This window comes from Pseudomonas sp. MD330_10, from assembly GCF_042610415.1.
Classification (GTDB): domain Bacteria; phylum Pseudomonadota; class Gammaproteobacteria; order Pseudomonadales; family Pseudomonadaceae; genus Aquipseudomonas; species Aquipseudomonas rhodesiae.
This window is the reverse complement of the sequence record NZ_JBHGZU010000019.1, coordinates 83,415-97,920: the sequence shown is the minus strand read 5'-3', so window position 1 is coordinate 97,920 and position 14,506 is coordinate 83,415. Positions and strand designations below refer to the sequence as shown.

General features: G+C 59.1%; 13 protein-coding genes. 6 read left to right on the top strand and 7 right to left on the bottom strand.

All coding sequences use genetic code 11. The annotated features are described in order from the left end of the window. Positions 1-251 precede the first annotated feature (251 nt). Both ACFZPT_RS22920 and ACFZPT_RS22915 read right to left on the bottom strand, forming a co-directional pair. Positions 252-1,733, bottom strand: a complete 1,482-nt coding sequence (locus tag ACFZPT_RS22920; RefSeq protein ID WP_034112565.1) for a methyl-accepting chemotaxis protein — start codon at positions 1,731-1,733, stop codon at positions 252-254. A 96-nt stretch (positions 1,734-1,829) separates the two neighbouring features. Beyond that, complete coding sequence (locus tag ACFZPT_RS22915; RefSeq protein WP_034112567.1) at positions 1,830-2,636, bottom strand: TatD family hydrolase; 807 nt, start codon at positions 2,634-2,636, stop codon at positions 1,830-1,832. Positions 2,637-2,870: 234 nt separating this feature from the next. On the opposite strand from ACFZPT_RS22915, the gene ACFZPT_RS22910 reads away from it, so the two are divergent. From ACFZPT_RS22910 to ACFZPT_RS22900, 3 genes are all read left to right on the top strand, one after another. After that, positions 2,871-4,289: a transglycosylase SLT domain-containing protein gene (locus tag ACFZPT_RS22910; RefSeq protein WP_034096570.1), complete on the top strand. Its 1,419-nt coding sequence runs from the start codon at positions 2,871-2,873 to the stop codon at positions 4,287-4,289. 103 nt (positions 4,290-4,392) lie between these two features. Beyond that, entirely contained in the window at positions 4,393-4,827 is a 435-nt protein-coding gene (locus tag ACFZPT_RS22905) for a DoxX family protein (protein WP_034096571.1), read from the top strand. A 260-nt stretch (positions 4,828-5,087) separates the two neighbouring features. Further along, positions 5,088-5,396, top strand: coding sequence for a hypothetical protein (locus tag ACFZPT_RS22900; RefSeq protein ID WP_034096789.1), 309 nt, complete (start codon positions 5,088-5,090; stop codon positions 5,394-5,396). A 4-nt stretch (positions 5,397-5,400) separates the two neighbouring features. On the opposite strand, the gene ACFZPT_RS22895 is transcribed toward ACFZPT_RS22900, so the two are convergent. From ACFZPT_RS22895 to ACFZPT_RS22885, 3 genes are read right to left on the bottom strand one after another with little or no spacing between them, the layout of a single operon-like run. Further along, complete coding sequence (locus ACFZPT_RS22895; RefSeq protein WP_099313096.1) at positions 5,401-7,143, bottom strand: Gldg family protein; 1,743 nt, start codon at positions 7,141-7,143, stop codon at positions 5,401-5,403. A gap of 15 nt (positions 7,144-7,158) precedes the next feature. After that, positions 7,159-7,884, bottom strand: a complete 726-nt coding sequence (locus ACFZPT_RS22890; protein ID WP_034112572.1) for an ABC transporter permease — start codon at positions 7,882-7,884, stop codon at positions 7,159-7,161. After that, positions 7,881-8,807 (bottom strand): ATP-binding cassette domain-containing protein, encoded by a 927-nt coding sequence (locus ACFZPT_RS22885; protein WP_034096574.1) that lies wholly within the window; start codon positions 8,805-8,807, stop codon positions 7,881-7,883. The genes ACFZPT_RS22890 and ACFZPT_RS22885 overlap by 4 nt, the downstream gene beginning before the upstream one ends. Before the next feature lie 222 nt (positions 8,808-9,029). On the opposite strand from ACFZPT_RS22885, the gene ACFZPT_RS22880 reads away from it, so the two are divergent. Both ACFZPT_RS22880 and greB read left to right on the top strand, forming a co-directional pair. After that, the gene (locus ACFZPT_RS22880) at positions 9,030-10,031 is read left to right on the top strand and encodes a hypothetical protein (RefSeq protein WP_034096575.1); all 1,002 of its coding nucleotides are present in this window, start codon (positions 9,030-9,032) and stop codon (positions 10,029-10,031) included. A gap of 117 nt (positions 10,032-10,148) precedes the next feature. Then, on the top strand, positions 10,149-10,622 hold the full coding sequence (gene greB / locus ACFZPT_RS22875; protein WP_379555728.1) for a transcription elongation factor GreB: 474 nt from the start codon (positions 10,149-10,151) through the stop codon (positions 10,620-10,622). Positions 10,623-10,656: 34 nt separating this feature from the next. On the opposite strand, the gene ACFZPT_RS22870 is transcribed toward greB, so the two are convergent. Beyond that, positions 10,657-13,167 carry an ABC transporter permease gene (locus ACFZPT_RS22870; protein ID WP_034096576.1) on the bottom strand — a complete coding sequence of 837 codons (2,511 nt, stop codon included), beginning with the start codon at positions 13,165-13,167 and terminating at the stop codon, positions 10,657-10,659. Further along, positions 13,167-13,850, bottom strand: a complete 684-nt coding sequence (locus tag ACFZPT_RS22865; RefSeq protein WP_034096577.1) for an ABC transporter ATP-binding protein — start codon at positions 13,848-13,850, stop codon at positions 13,167-13,169. Before ACFZPT_RS22865 ends, ACFZPT_RS22870 begins: the two co-directional genes overlap by 1 nt. A 10-nt stretch (positions 13,851-13,860) precedes the next feature. Here ACFZPT_RS22865 and ACFZPT_RS22860 point away from each other — a divergent pair, with 10 nt between their 5' ends. After that, the gene (locus ACFZPT_RS22860; protein WP_034096578.1) at positions 13,861-14,466 is read left to right on the top strand and encodes an arylesterase; all 606 of its coding nucleotides are present in this window, start codon (positions 13,861-13,863) and stop codon (positions 14,464-14,466) included. The last annotated feature ends 40 nt before the right edge of the window (positions 14,467-14,506 follow it).

Here is a 14,506-nt window from a genome sequence, read left to right as displayed (position 1 = left end):
GGCGCCTTGGGGTCCATGGGGGCCAGGACGAAGCTGGCGATGACCGGAATCAAGAGACAGCCCTGTCGAGCAGGGCCATAAAAGCGGAGTGCATCAGCGATCCCTCGCACTGAATGATCAGGCGAGAGACTTTGGAGGGATTATCAGAGCAAAGAAGTCGGCGTTATTCGCCGGCAGGGTGAGGACGTTTCGCCAAAAGCGCGGGCAAACCGTGGGGTTGCTGTAGGGATAGGATTACAGCTTGAACAGTCCTACAGCTTCAGTTGCCCAATCGCCTTGCTCAACTCCCCAGCCAAGGTGGCCAGGTCATTGCTGGTGGTGGCAGAGCCCACTGTCTGTTGCACGGTGTTTTCGGTTACGTCACGGATGCTGACCACCGCGCGGTTCATCTCTTCAGCAACGTGGCTCTGCTGCTCGGCCGCGACGGCGATCTGAGTGTTGCTCTCGCGCATCTGCGCCACGGCGTCGGTGATTTCGGCAAGGGCGCCGGCGGCGTCCTGGGCCTGCTGCACACAGTCGTCGGCCTTGAAGGAGCTTTCCTGCATAAAGTCCACCGCATCGCGGGTGCCGGCCTGCAAGGCCGAAACCATGCGGGTGATTTCGTCGGTGGAGCTTTGCACGCGTTTGGCCAGGTTGCGCACTTCGTCGGCGACCACGGCGAAACCGCGGCCCATTTCACCGGCGCGGGCGGCCTCAATGGCAGCGTTGAGGGCCAGCAGGTTGGTCTGTTCGGCGATGCTGTGGATCACGCTGACCACGCCGTTGATTTTCTGGCTGTCTTCGGCGAGTTTCTGGATCATTTCCGCGGTTTGCTGCACACCGGTAGACAGCCCGGCGATCGAGCGTTGCACACGGGTGACCACTTCGCGGCCGCTGCCGGCCAGGGTATCGGCGGTTTTGGACAGGTCGCGGGTAGCGCCGGCGTGCTGGGCAATGTGGTGCACGGTAGCGGTCATTTCATTGATCGCGGTGGCGGCCTGGTCGGTTTCGCTTTGCTGGCCGAGCATGCCGTGCTGCACATCGTTCATGCTGCTGGCCAGGCGCGCGGCACCTTCGTCGAGCAACCGGGCGGTGCTCGCCACGGTGTTGACCACCCGCTGGTAGCCGGCCTGCATGGCGTTGAACGCGCTGGCCATCTGGCCGACTTCATCTTTGCACGCCAATGGCACACGGGCCGACAGGTCGCCGGTTTTCTCCACATGCAGCATCACGTCCTTGAGGGTGTTGAGCTGGCTTAGCAGGAAGCGGATCAACAACTGCGAGGCGCACAGCATCGCCAGCATCAGGATCAACACCGCTGCGGCGTACTGGGTAAAGCGCTCGCTGAACACCTGGCTGAAGCTGGGGGCGTAGGCGAGTGCGGCGATTTGTTGGCCGTCCGCGCGGGCGGCAACTTGCGCCCCCGCCAGAACATTCTCACCGAACAACGGCATAGGATTGAGTTCGACCCAGCCGCTGGCGCTGTTCAGGGCTGACAGATCCTGGTCTGCCAGTTGTGGGACTTGGCCGCGCGGGAACGTCAGCCACATCTCGCCCTTGGGCAACGCCTTATCGGCCGGCCAGGCGCTGAGCAATTGCGCCTGGGCCTGCGCCGACGCGTAGGATTGCGCGGTGCGGGCCTGCTGTTCGAGGTGTACGGCGTACAGCACCAGCAGCAGGGTGGTGACAAAGGCGACCGCGTTAACGGCCCAGAATTTGTATTTCAGCGAGATATTGCTAAGCCAGGCACCCATGGAAGGTTTTCTCTGATAGCGAAAGCAGCATTGGCAAGGTGCCAGTATTGTGCCTTTATCATAAAAAACCCTTTTGACATGGGTCAATGCGCCGCATCAATCCAGATTGGGCAACTCAAAAAACCGACGGGCGCAGGCGGTGCTGTGTAAGGCCAGGTCCTCTACGCTTTCCTGGCGGTGCAGGGCGACTTCACGCAGCACTTCCACGAGATAGGCTGGTTCGTTGCGGCCATTTTTCGGTTTGGGGCGCAGCGTGCGTGGTAACAGATAAGGCGCGTCGCTCTCCAGCATCAGACGTCCTCGGGGGATTTCTCCGACGAGCGGGTGCAAATGGGTCCCACGGCGTTCGTCGCAGATCCAACCGGTAACGCCAATGTGCAAATCGAGGTCGAGATAGCTGAACAGTGCCTGCTGTTCGCCGGTGAAGCAATGCACCACGGCGGCGGTGAGGTGGTCGCGGTAGTCCTTGAGGATTTCCAACAGGCGCTGGTTAGCATCACGTTCATGTAGGAACACTGGCAGTTTCAGCTCTGCGGCAAGGGCCAGGTGAGCTTCCAGCACTTTTTCCTGTTGCGGGCGCGGGGAGAAATCCCGATTGAAATCCAACCCGCATTCGCCGACGGCACGCACCCGGGGCTCACTGAGCAAAGCACGCAGACGCTGAGCGCTGTCACCGTTCCAGTCACTGGCGGAGTGGGGGTGAATGCCCGCCGTGCTGAAGAGGCGTTGGCCGTTTTGATCGAGTTTTACGCACAGGTCCAGGGCCTGTTCGCTACCTTCGACACTGGTGCCGGTGAGCACTAATTGCTGCACGCCGGCGGCATAGGCGCGGTCGAGAACGGCCTGGTGTTTATCGTCGAAACTGGCATTGGTCAGGTTGACGCCGATATCAATGAGCTGCATGGTGCTATCTCCGCCTGCGGCCGGAAAGCATATCAGAGCTGTAGATTTATAAGAAAAACCAAGAACTACAACGGTTTATAGCTGTCTTTGAACGTTGCGACCGACATGGCTGATGGCTAAATGCCTTGTCCATGCTTGAGTTGCGCGCGAAGCCTGCGCTGAAAGCGCTCTGTTTCTGACTCCCAGCTCCTCGTTTTTCCGAGGGTGTTGACCAGTATTCTTTCCGGAGAGCGGATGATCCGACCCTCGGCGTTATTAATGTTATGCCTCACGCTGCTGCCGATGGCGGCGGTCGCGCGTCTGGACGGGCCACTGGAAGTGACCAAACCCAGCAAAGTCCGCGATCTGGCGGAGATTCGCTCAAGTCGCACCTTGCGCGTACTGGTCAACCAGAGCCGTAACAGTTCCGGCGAAGTGCAGGGGCAGGCCATTGGTGTCGAATACCATCGCCTGCGTGCGTTCGAGCAATACCTCAATGGCCATGCCCGCGATGGTCAGGAGATCAATCTCAAGATCATTCCCAAAGCCAAGGATCAGTTGCTGGCAGCGCTGGCCCGTGGTGAAGGCGATCTGGTGGCCCCCGGTGAACTGCTGGATATAAACACGGCCCATAAGATCGTCACAAGCGACCCGATTATCAGCGACGTGCCGCTATGGTTGGTGGGGGTCAAGGGTGAACGGCGGTTTACCAGGCTGGAGCAGTTGTCCGGTCGCACCCTGGCGCTGACAACTGGCAGTGCGGCGGCGGATGCCGTCAGCCAGGTCAATCAAAAACTGGCCCTGCACAAACAGCCACCGATCAAGGTGGAGTGGGTGGATCCAACGCTGGCCGTGGAGGATGTGTTGGAGATGGTCCAGGCAGGGATTTTCCATCTGACCATCGTTGAAAAACCCATAGCCGAGCGCTGGTCGAAGATCCTGCCCAAGTTGCGCTTCGATAAGCAGGTCGCGATCACGTCGCCCGGCGACGAGTTCTGGTTTGTGCGCCAGGATGCATCGATACTGCGCGCCAGTATCGACCGATTCCTCAAGACCTATCGCACCCCTGCGGACCGGGATGTGGCGTTCCAGCGCATCTACCGTCGTCTCTACCAGGTGCGCAATCCGCTGGCCCGCATCGATCGCCAGCGTCTGGAGAAACTGCGCCCGGTCCTGCAAAAGCACGCTGAGGAGCAAGGCATGGACTGGCTGAATTTGGCGGCGTTGGCGTTCAAAGAGTCGGCCCTTGACCCGAGCGCTCGAAACAGCGGCGGCCCCACCGGGCTGATGCAGATCACGCCATCGGCGGCACAGCGTGTGGGCGTCAACAATATCGAAACGCTCGACAGCAACGTGCAGGCCGGTGCGCGGTATCTGACGATGATTCGTCGCAAATTCTTCGCCAGCCCCAAGCTCAACGAGCGCGAGCGCATGGCGTTTGTGCTGGCAGCCTACAACATGGGGCCCGAGCGCGTTCAGGGCATGCGCACCGAAGCCAAGCGCCGCGGGCTCAACCCCAATCAGTGGTTTTTTCAGGTGGAGCGCATCGCCATGGAGCAAGTCGGGATGAGCGCAGTCGGCTATGTGAATAGTGTCAATAAGTACTATTTGGCATTCGACCGCGAACGAGAGTCCCTGGAGCCAGTGGCCACCAAAATCGCGTCACGAAAGTAATCGATTTTGTAGATATTAATCAGGCATTTTTTGCGCTTTTATCATCCTCTAAACTGATTAATATAGCGGCCAACCAACCTCTACTTCGAAAAGGATGTACGCCATGAGCCCACTTATCAAAAGCCTTCTGTCCACCCGCGCCGGTTATGGCCTGACGATTCTACGTATCGTCGTTGGCATCATCTTCGCCGCCCACGGTTCGCAAAAACTCTTTGGCTGGTTTGGTGGCTACGGTCTGGCGGGCACTGCCCAGTGGATGGAAAGCATTGGCCTGGCGCCGGGTACGCTGATGGCACTGCTGTCGGGCGGTACTGAGTTCTTCGCAGGCCTGGCGCTGATCATTGGTTTGCTGGTGCGTCCGGCGGCGCTGGGCTTGACCATCCTAACGCTGGTAGCGATCTTCTCGGTGCATATCCATAACGGTCTGTTCATGGCCAACAACGGTTATGAATTTGCCTTGGCCTTGCTGGGCGGCACACTGGCGGTGTTGCTGGAAGGTGCTGGCAAGCTCTCTGCCGACCGCGCCATCGCCAACTGACTGACTGGCAACGCTCTGAAAAGGCCCACGCATGCGTGGGCCTTTTCGTTGCCGGCGATTCTTGACATCGCCCCACCGGCTTCTCTAGGATGCCGTTCATGCGCCGATTTAAACAGCTAATTGCGGGGCGCCACTGGGACTCAATGCAGCCCGACAGAAGCGTGTTCTCCCTTGCGAGATACCTTCGAAATACCGCTAAAGCGCTGGTTCGGTGTTGCCTCTCACCTGCCCGCAGACTTTTGAGGCAGAGACACGACACGATGAATGCACTACGCCCTCTGATACGCCTGGCTCCGATCACTGCGGACCTCACGCAACGCAATCCGAAAATCCTTCTAGGTGGCAAGCACCAGCCGACATTATTGCGTTATCTGGACGGCTGGCCGCGTCGTACTGGGCGGCCCTCCGCTTTCCTGATTCAGTTCGTTGAAGACGGCGACTCCCTCGCTAGGTTTGCCAGTGACAGCTTCGATCTCGCGGTCATTCAGGCCCCCAGTGCCGATAACGCTGAAGAAGTCATCCGTCAATTGACTCGGATCGCCCGGCAGGGGTTGATTGCGCGGCGGTAAGTATTCAGTAGAGCAGCGAGCGTGGCTGAGTGCGATGACGCTGTTGGCGTAACCACAGACCCCACGCTATCAGACATAGCGTCACGGGCACCGTAACGATCAACCCCAGCTTGATCATGAGTTCCAGGCGATGCACTGACTCGTATGCCTGGGTTTTCAGCGCGTGCAATTCCATGGGTAGACGCAGCCGCTCCTTGTTGAGGGCTTGCAGCTGGGTGTTAGGGTCCACCGCTTGGGTGCCGAGGCTGGTTGTGGGAGGGGTCAGCAGTTGCCACTCCCGCTCGGTTCGCTGAAGGCGTCGTTCCAATTCGGTCGCTTTCTCGCGGTAAGACTGTGCGGCCCTATCGCGCATCGTGTGCAACGCACTTGGCGCGGGGTTCGTCACCACCCGAGGGCGGAGGCTGGCGAGGGGTTCAAGCATGGACAAGTTATCCAGCGTATTCAAAATAAACATCATGTTGCCGCCAGGCGCCGTGCTGACCTCATCCATCAGTAAATCGGTGTCCGCCACCACCACCACATGGATGCGCTCGGCTTTTTGCAAACCGGGTGGTTGTCCCTTGATGCCATTGGGAAATGCCGAATAGGCCGGACCTTCGATACGTGCTGCAAGGGTATGACGTTGGGCGTGCTGAGACATTTCGTCGGTCAGTGCATCGAATTTGAGCGCCGAGGCGAATCGCTCGGTTTCCAGCAATGCAGACTGCCAGGAGCTTTGCAGGAGAGGGGTGAAGGTGGTGCGACTTTTCATACGCGGCGAAAGGGCACCGCTGCTCGATACCGTCACCGTATTGAGTTTCCAGCTACTGATATCACTGGGGTTCATTGCCTCATGCGGCAGGTTCAATCTAGCCGGATGGCGCACGGCTGGTTTCCCGGGGCCGGTGACCACCGAGGAAGCATAGAGATGATCGATCAGCAGTTTGTCGGGGAATACTTGAATGCCCCATGCCGTGAGCATCTCGTCCAGGCGAGAGTTGGTGGGCAGGGCACCAGCGCCGTACTCGCTGATGGGGTCGATAAACATCAATAATCTGCCGCCCCTCAACGTAAATTGGTCTATCGCATACAGCGTGCGGTAAGACAGCGCGCGGGGTTGAACCACCATCAGTGTCTTGATGCTTGCAGGCACCTGTTCAAGGGTCGGCTCCAGATTGATCAGGTCGAAGTGGCGCTGCAGTTCCCCCATTAGACGCCCTGCGGATTCGCCCATGTCCAATCCGCTGAGCAGCCCGATTGTCCGGGGCTCTGGATGCTGCAGCTGGTAGATCAGGTGGTTGATTTCATATTCGAGCAATGGCTCACGGTCCAGGCTGAATGCTCCGATTCGTTGTGCGCCATGACCCGCGCGGTTGCCGATCAACCCCAGAAACCCAGTTTGGTCGTCGAGACCATATAACGCGGCTTTGTAGGCGTCTTCTGAAAAAGGCGCAGGCTCAATCAGGTGCAGGTTGATCATGCCTCTTGCGGCTTTTTCATATTCGCGGAGCAAGTCTTCGATACGCTTGCCGTAACGATTCAACGCATACGTTCGTTTGGGGTTGTTGTGTGCATTGAAATAATACAAGTCCAACGGCACCTCCAATGACACAAGTAAATCCTGCGTTGGTGGCGATAGGGTATGGATTTTGTGTTGCGTAAAGTCCCAGCGAAGCTCGGGAAGTTTGGCTGTCCAAACAAGGTTTAATGCAAGAAATAACAAAAAAATGACGACGAGTGTCATGCCGGTGCGCAGAGTGGAACGCATGCAGGGCTTTCCTTCTCAGCGGAGTTTGTAGTTGAGTGTGACAATCGTCGCAGTGAGAAAGGCAACGATCATGCTGACGAAATAAAGACTGTCATGAAGCGTAAACTTTCCATGGTCGATTGTGCTGAATCTCGACTGTGGATTAAGGGCGCTTAAACTGTCGATAATCCAAATAGGGGCTTGGCGCTCCAGAGCGTCTACCCATGAAGAAAGGGCAGTGGCTGCCAGTAATAAACTTATCGTCAATATAAAAATAACCACACGTTGACGTGCCAACGTACACACAAAGCAACCGACGGACAGATAGCTTCCCGCCAATAACCAGCTCGCCGCGAATTGCGAGGCGATGAGGCCATTATCGGCGCTACCCAGGTAATTGGCGGCGACGACCAGAGGGAAGCTGAGGATCAATGCCGTGCCTGCCACGACCCAGGCGGCGATGAACTTGCCGATCACCCGTTCGGCGGCCGTGATGGGTAATGCGCTCATAAGGTCGGCAAAACCGGGATCGGCCTCATCTGACCAGAGTCGTATGGTCAACGCCGGTATCAGCAATAGATAGAGCCAGGGGTGCCACTGGAAAAACACCAGCAGGTCACCACTGTCCTGTTCCACCCAGCGGTGAAGATACAACCCCGCCATGGTGGACAGGGCTAGAAACAGCGCGACGCTGAGATAGGTCGCGGGCGAAGAGGCATAGTTGGCGAGTTGGCGCTTGAAAATAACCGGCAGCAGCTTCAATGGGACCTCTCCTGGCTCAGTTGCTGAACCACATCGTTCACGCGACCGGGCTCCAGGTTCAATGTGTTGATTTTCCAACGGCGGTTGGCAATGAGCGTGTGTATATGGGGATAGATGGCATGCCCTGGCATGGCCAGAACGGTGACCGTGCCAGGCGCGTGGCGATGCTCCTCAATGCCGGCGACGCCGGGTAATACCGCCAAGGCCAGTAAGTCCAAAGGGGTGTCGGCCGAGAGGGTGACGGCCTGGAAGTGACGGGAACTGCGTTGCAAATCGGGCAGGGGCGTGTCGGCTACCAGGCGACTATCAGCGATGAGCAATGCTCGCGTGCAGAGTTGGGCCAACTCTTCACTGTTGCGAGAGGAGATGATGACCGTCATCTCCTGCACGAGCGAACGGATAAGCGCCTTGAGTGATAGTGCCTGATCCGCCGCAAGTCCCGCAGTCGGCTCGTCCAATAGCAGCACTGCGGGCGTATGCAGGATGGCCTGGGCGACGGACACCCTACGTTTGGTGCATGCGCAGAGCGCGTCGAGGGGGGCATTGAGGGCTGGATACAAATCCAGTCGTGTCACCGCTTGTTCCACCCGAGCGCGTTTTTCCGCTCCGTGGTAACCACGTATGGCGGCGATATAGTTGAGAAATGCTTTAACGGACATCGTCGGGTGACTGAGGTCCTTAAAACGTTGGTAGCCGATAACTTGCTTGGCTTTATGTGGATAGGTTTGCGCGTTGATGCCGTCGATGTGTATGTGCCCGCCGGTGGGTTGCGTCGAACCGGATAGCAGGTTCAAAAGCATGGTCTTAACATCAGGCCCCTCGCCAAATAATCCTAGGCACTCTTGCTGACGGGCGCTGAATGAAAAATCGCTGATGATATTTTTCTTGTTCAGGGTTTTTGTCAGATTGCTTATTTCGATCATTTTTTTACCGAATAAGTTTGGCGTGACGTAGGGCTAGGATTCAAAAAGGGTACGGTTAATACTCGTCCTTGGGAACGACGGTCCGCGTTAATAAGAAAAGTCCTACGTGCGTGCCAGGTGAGTCACTGAAACAATTGTTTTGTGTTTTAGATGCTTGTGTTGGTAGGTGTTTATTTGATGTTTATATAAACATCCGACTTTTTTAAATGAGGTCCGATTACTATGATGCTTCTACGTACCCTTGTTCTTGAGCGCAACGGTCAGGATGCTCCGGTCAACGGCGCGCTGCTCTGTGGGTTCGCGGTAGGGCAGATCGCCTCTAACTTCCTTGTGTATAGTCTGGATGAGGAAGTTGAACCTGGGAGCTCCAGGGTTTATATCGCGGCGCTGCGCAAGAAACTCGAACGGTATTTCCTCAGCGGTGTTGAATCCAAGGAAGACTTGCAAATAGCCATGCATGTGTTCAAGCAGATTCTTATGTTGGCTGCGGCGTCAGGTACGAAAGCGGCCGGGGTCACCGAAACCCAGGTGCCTTATCATTTTGTCGATCTGAGGGGGTGTAAATTGCCGCCCGCGCGGCCTGAAGACCATCATTCGGTGACCATCAAGAAGGCGCTGGTGATGAAGGTGATCACTTTAGGCATGAATGCCTCCACACTGCCGGCGATCGAAAGCACCTCATTGATCGTGCCTTCCATTCGCTTTTCCTCCCAAATGATCTCCCCGCCCAAAGCGGCAAGCTCATCCGAAGCGGATGCTCAATCGGTGCTTGAACATTCTGTTGAAGAACCTCGACCGCTGCCTGTCGAGCCTCCCGAAACAGTCGTTCAGGCTGAGGCGCCCATCGCCAACGCGCAAGAACCTGAGCCGCCGTCGCCGCCGCCTTCGAAACTGCCTGCGCCGATGGAGCAAAGCGCACTGTTTGAAGTGGACAGCACATTGTCCAGTCTGGCCCGGGTCGCCCATGAGTTGACTCAACAGAAGCTCGCCGCGGCTGAGCGAGAGACCGCGTTGGAGCAGTGGCAGAATCGATTGTTGCAGGAGCAGAACCAGATCGGCGAGCAGGTCAAGGATCTGGAGCAGCGCACATTTCAACTGCGTGATCAGTCGCAGGACATCCAACGCAAGACCGAGACGCTGGCCGCGTTGAAGTCGCAATTGTCGGGCCTGCGTCATACGCTGCGGGGCATGTTGCATGAATTGGATCAGGCGTTGGATAGCTAGGAGTGAACGGCCCTGGCTACTTTCTTCGGTTCATTTATCATCAAGCGCAGCCCGTCGACGCCAGGGCCATCCCCTGGTGCATCGGTGTTTATGGATATTGCCTGGGGATGCGAGCGTTTGAGTACCAAGCTGATTACCAAAGAAGGTCATGAGGCGCTGAAAAAAGAGCTGGATTACCTGTGGCGCGAGAAGCGCCCGGATACCACGCGCAAAGTGACATGGGCGGCGTCGCTGGGGGACCGCAGCGAAAACGCCGATTACGCGTACAACAAGAAACTGCTGCGTGAAATCGATCGCCGTGTGCGCTACCTGCGCAAGCGTCTTGAAGACATGCGCGTGGTGGAATACGCACCGGAGCAGGAAGGCAAGGTGTTCTTCGGTGCTTGGGTCGAGATTGAAAACGAGCAGGGCGAAACCAAGCGTTTTCGCATTGTCGGCTATGACGAAATTTATGAGCGGATGGATTACATCTCTATCGATTCGCCGATGGCCCGTGCTCTGTTGCGCAAGCAAGTCGACGATGAGGCCATCGTGCAGACGCCAACGGGCGAGGTGTGCTGGTGGATCACCGCGATCGAGTATGAGAAGTGAAAGTAACAGGCCCGCCGAGCGGGCCTGAGTTGTCTCAGCCTTCGCGCAGCACAGTCAGCGGGCTGGCATTGAGTGCGCGGCGGGTGCCGAAGACGCCTGCACCGCCAATCAACACGGCACCGATGACGGGCAGCAGCAAGAGCCACGGATGAGGCTGCCAGACCAGGTCGAATGCATAGCGGTATAGCGCCCAGGTCACCAGTTCAGTGCCCAGTGCCGCCAACAGTCCGCTCGCGGCGCCCAGTAACCCGAATTCAATGCGCCTGGCTTTGACCAGTAACTTGCGTTCGGCTCCCAGCGCGCGCAGCAGCGCACCCTGGCGGATGCGCTCATCCAGCGTCGCTTGCAGGCCGGAGAACAGCACGGCCATCCCGGCGGCCAATACAAACAACAGCACGTACTCCACGGCCAGCGTCACTTGCGCAAGGATGCTGCGCAATTGCTCCAGCAGCGCTTCTACCTGCAGGATGGTCACGGCCGGGAAGGCGCGGGACAGGTCGACGATTTGCTGATCATGACCGGGGGCCAGGTAGAAGCTGGTCAGGTACGTGGTCGGCAGATTCTTCAATGTGCCAGGCTGGAAGATCATGAAGAAGTTGGGCTGGAAGTTATCCCAGTTGATGGTGCGCAGACTGGTGACCCGCGCTTCGCGATTTTCCCCACCTATCGTAAAGACCAAGTGGTCGTTGAGTTTGAGCTTGAGGCTTTCGGCCACCTTGGCCTCGACCGAGACGCCGGGAATACCATCGGAGGGTTGCTGGGACCACCAAGCGCCCGACGTCAGGGCATTGCCCGGCGGCACGTCGGCGGCCCATGTCAGGCTGAGGTCGCGTTGCACGGCGCGGTCGCCACTGGAGTCCTTGCTGACGATCTCCTGCACCGGTTCGCCGTTGATGCTGATCAGCCGCCCCGGCACCACCGGGTACAGCGGTGCCGATTGCGCCTGGATTTCCAGCAGGCGTGCGCCGAAAGCATCTTTGTCGGCCGGCAGGATGTTCAAGGCAAAATAATTGGGTGCATCTTTGGGCAACTGGTTTTGCCAGGTGTCGAGCAACTCGCCGCGCAGCAGGGCGATCAAGCCCATGGACAGCAGGATCAGACCGAATGCCAGGGCCTGACCGGCTGCGGCCAGCGGGTGGCGCAGCAATTGGCCCAGACCCAGGCGCCAGGGCAGAGTCGCACCGGCCAACAGCCGACGCAGACTTTGCAACAGCAGCAAGAGCAAGCCGCCGAGCACCAATGCGGCCACCACGCCACCTCCCAGCAAGGCGAAGGTGAGCACCAGGTCGAGGCTCAGACGCCACATGATCAGGCCCAAGGCGAACAGCGCAGCACCGTAGACCATCCAGGTACTGGACGGGATGGGCAGCAGATCGCGGCGCAATACTCGCAGCGGCGGGACGCGCCCTAGCGCGGCCAACGGCGGCAAGGCGAAGCCCGCAAGCGCGACCAGCCCGGTGCCGATTCCTGCCACGGCCGGCAACAGCCCACCAGGTGGCACATCCGCCGGCAGCAGATCCCGCAGAAAATAAAACAGACCGAACTGCGCCAGCCAGCCGAGGAGAGCGCCAGCGAGACTGGCCAGCAGGCCCAGTACGCTCAATTGCAGACTGAACAACAACATGGCTTCGCGGCGCGACAATCCCAGGCAACGCAACAGCGCGCTGGCGTCAAAGCGTCGCGTGGCAAAGCGGTTGGCCGACAAGGCCACCGCCACCCCCGCCAATAGAACGGCCACCAGGCTGGCCATGTTCAGGTAGCGTTCGGCCTTGCCCAGGGCGCCGCCGATCTGCTGGTTGCCATCGCGGGAATCCTGCAAGCGCTGGTTGGCGGCGAGGCCGGGCTTGATCAGGTCACGATAGGTTTGCAGCGCCGTACCGCCCTGGGGGTAGCGCCACAGTTCGCGGTAGCTGACGCGGCTGCCGGGCTGTACCACGCCGGTGGCTTGCAGGTCGGCGAGGTTGATCATCACCCTGGGGGTGAGGCTGTAGAAATTGCCGGCGCGGTCCGGTTCATAGGTGAGCACCCGCGCCAGGCGCAGGGTTTTCATGCCCACGTCGATGCTGTCGCCGACTTTTAGGTCGAGGGCCGTCAGCAGCCGCGCTTCTACCCAGGCTTCGCCGGGTTTCGGGCCGCCGCCTGGGGTTTCCTCGGCAAAGGGCGCGGCGGCACTCTTGAGCGCGCCACGCAGCGGGTACTGCTCGTTGACCGCCTTGATGCTGGAGAGCTGGATACCATTGTCGGTGGCAATCACGCTGGAAAATTCCACCACCCGGGCATGATCCAGGCCCAGCTCGGTACCGGACTTGATTTGCTCAGGGCGGGCGGGCGAGCTGCCTTCCAGCACCAGATCGGCACCGAGGAACTCGGTGGCGCGCAGTAGCATGGCGCCGTTGAGGCGGGCGCCGAAGTAGCCGATGGCGGTGCTGGCGGCCACGGCGACCAGCAGGGCGAAGAACAGCACGCGCAATTCGCCGGCACGGGCATCGCGCAGTAATTGACGCAGGGCAAGGCTGAACAGACGCAACAGCGGCAAACGTGCCATCAAGGCTCCAGGGGCGCGACCATCAGGCCGGCTTCAAGGCGGATCAGGCGTCGGCAACGGTGGGCCAGGCGCTCGTCGTGGGTGACCAGCACCAGGGTCGTGCCGCTCTCTTTATTGAGTTCGAACAGCAGATCGCTGATGCGCTCGCCGGTGTGGCTATCGAGGTTGCCGGTAGGTTCATCGGCGAACAGCACGTCGGGCTCGGCGGCGAACGCCCGAGCAATCGCCACCCGTTGCTGTTCGCCACCGGACAACTGACGGGGCGAGTGGGTCAGGCGTTGCCCCAAGCCCACGCGCTCAAGCAAGTGCCTGGCGCGTTCGCGGGCGTCTTTGCGGCCGTCCAGTTCCAGCGGCAGCATGACGTTTTCCAGCGCATTGAGGCTGTCGAGCAATTGAAAGGATTGGAAGACGAAGCCCACATGCTCGGCGCGGATGCGCGCCCGTTGGTCTTCGTCCAGGCGGCTCAGGGCTTGCCCGGCGAGGGTGACTTCGCCGCCGCTGGGCAGGTCGAGGCCGGCCAGCAGGCCCAGGAGCGTGGATTTGCCGGAACCGGAACTGCCGACGATAGCCAGGCTGTCGCCCTTGTTCAGTTCCAGGCTCAGTTCGTGCAGGATAGTCAGTTCACCTTCCGTGCTGGGAACCACTTTGCTAAGGTTCCGCGCGGTGAGAATGCTTGCGCCCATGGAGAATCCGATGCGAATGTGGTTTTTGAGTGCTGGCCTGGCCTTGATGTGCATGGCCCAGAACGCAGCGGCGGGTACAGTCCTGATCGTTGGCGATAGTATCAGTGCCGGTTTCGGCCTGGATACCCGCAAAGGGTGGGTGGCGCTGCTGGAGCAACGGCTCAAGAACGAAGGGTTTGACGATACCGTGGTCAACGCTTCCATCAGTGGCGATACCAGTGCGGGAGGGCTTGCGCGGCTGCCGGCGGCGCTTGCAGCGCATAAGCCGGAGGTGGTGATCATTGAGCTGGGGGGCAACGATGGGCTGCGCGGTCAGCCGCCGGCGCAATTGCAACAAAATCTTGCTTCGATGATTCAGCAGTCTCGGGACAGTGGAGCAAAAGTGTTGCTGCTCGGCATGCAGATCCCACCCAATTATGGAAAACGCTACGTCGAAGCCTTTAATAAGGTGTTCGGCGATGTGGCGCAGGAAAAAAAGGTGCCGCTGGTGCCGTTTTTCCTGGAGGGCGTGGGGGGGCATCCCGAGCTGATGCAGGCCGACGGTCTTCACCCGGCGGTCGGTGCTCAGGACAAGTTGCTGGAAAATGTCTGGCCATCGCTCAAACCGCTGTTATGACGCTTTTCTACCGGCAGGCTTTCGGCTAAGGTGGCGCCCC

Coding starts and splice junctions, on each gene's coding strand:
- ACFZPT_RS22860 (WP_034096578.1), top strand. CDS start 13,861: ATGCGAATGTGGTTTTTGAGTGCTGGCCTGGCCTTGATGTGCATGGCC.
- ACFZPT_RS22870 (WP_034096576.1), bottom strand. CDS start 13,167: ATGGCACGTTTGCCGCTGTTGCGTCTGTTCAGCCTTGCCCTGCGTCAA.
- ACFZPT_RS22865 (WP_034096577.1), bottom strand. CDS start 13,850: ATGGGCGCAAGCATTCTCACCGCGCGGAACCTTAGCAAAGTGGTTCCC.
- ACFZPT_RS22910 (WP_034096570.1), top strand. CDS start 2,871: ATGATCCGACCCTCGGCGTTATTAATGTTATGCCTCACGCTGCTGCCG.
- ACFZPT_RS22895 (WP_099313096.1), bottom strand. CDS start 7,143: ATGCGTTCCACTCTGCGCACCGGCATGACACTCGTCGTCATTTTTTTG.
- ACFZPT_RS22920 (WP_034112565.1), bottom strand. CDS start 1,733: ATGGGTGCCTGGCTTAGCAATATCTCGCTGAAATACAAATTCTGGGCC.
- ACFZPT_RS22885 (WP_034096574.1), bottom strand. CDS start 8,807: ATGATCGAAATAAGCAATCTGACAAAAACCCTGAACAAGAAAAATATC.
- ACFZPT_RS22905 (WP_034096571.1), top strand. CDS start 4,393: ATGAGCCCACTTATCAAAAGCCTTCTGTCCACCCGCGCCGGTTATGGC.
- ACFZPT_RS22900 (WP_034096789.1), top strand. CDS start 5,088: ATGAATGCACTACGCCCTCTGATACGCCTGGCTCCGATCACTGCGGAC.
- ACFZPT_RS22880 (WP_034096575.1), top strand. CDS start 9,030: ATGATGCTTCTACGTACCCTTGTTCTTGAGCGCAACGGTCAGGATGCT.
- ACFZPT_RS22915 (WP_034112567.1), bottom strand. CDS start 2,636: ATGCAGCTCATTGATATCGGCGTCAACCTGACCAATGCCAGTTTCGAC.